Origin of the sequence: Zobellella maritima (assembly GCF_003075035.1) — a bacterium.
Classification (GTDB): Bacteria; Pseudomonadota; Gammaproteobacteria; order Enterobacterales; family Aeromonadaceae; genus Oceanimonas; species Oceanimonas maritima.
On record NZ_QCZE01000024.1, the window covers coordinates 1 to 319 of the forward strand.

The 319-nt window shown below is 53.3% G+C and carries 1 rRNA gene; it reads left to right on the top strand.

Features of this window, described 5'->3' with window-relative positions:
* Positions 1 to 69: ribosomal RNA gene (locus DCS96_RS18430) — 16S ribosomal RNA — on the top strand; the annotation flags it as partial.
* Positions 70 to 319 lie beyond the last annotated feature (250 nt).

Here is a 319-nt window from a genome sequence, read left to right on the forward strand (position 1 = left end):
TGATTCATGACTGGGGTGAAGTCGTAACAAGGTAACCGTAGGGGAACCTGCGGTTGGATCACCTCCTTACCTTAATCTCAACGCCTGTTGAGTGTTCACACAGTTTGCTTGATATGAGTAGAGCGCTAATGTGCGTTTTGGAAAGGCTTTGCGCCTGCCACGACGACAAGCCTGGTTCGACTACGGTTGTTCTTGCCGCTTGCCTCGCTGGCTCGGCTGCGCCTTTACAAAATTCACCGCGAAGCTTGCTTCGCGAACCGTGAATTTTGTCCCCTTCGTCTAGAGGCCTAGGACACCGCCCTTTCACGGCGGTAACAGG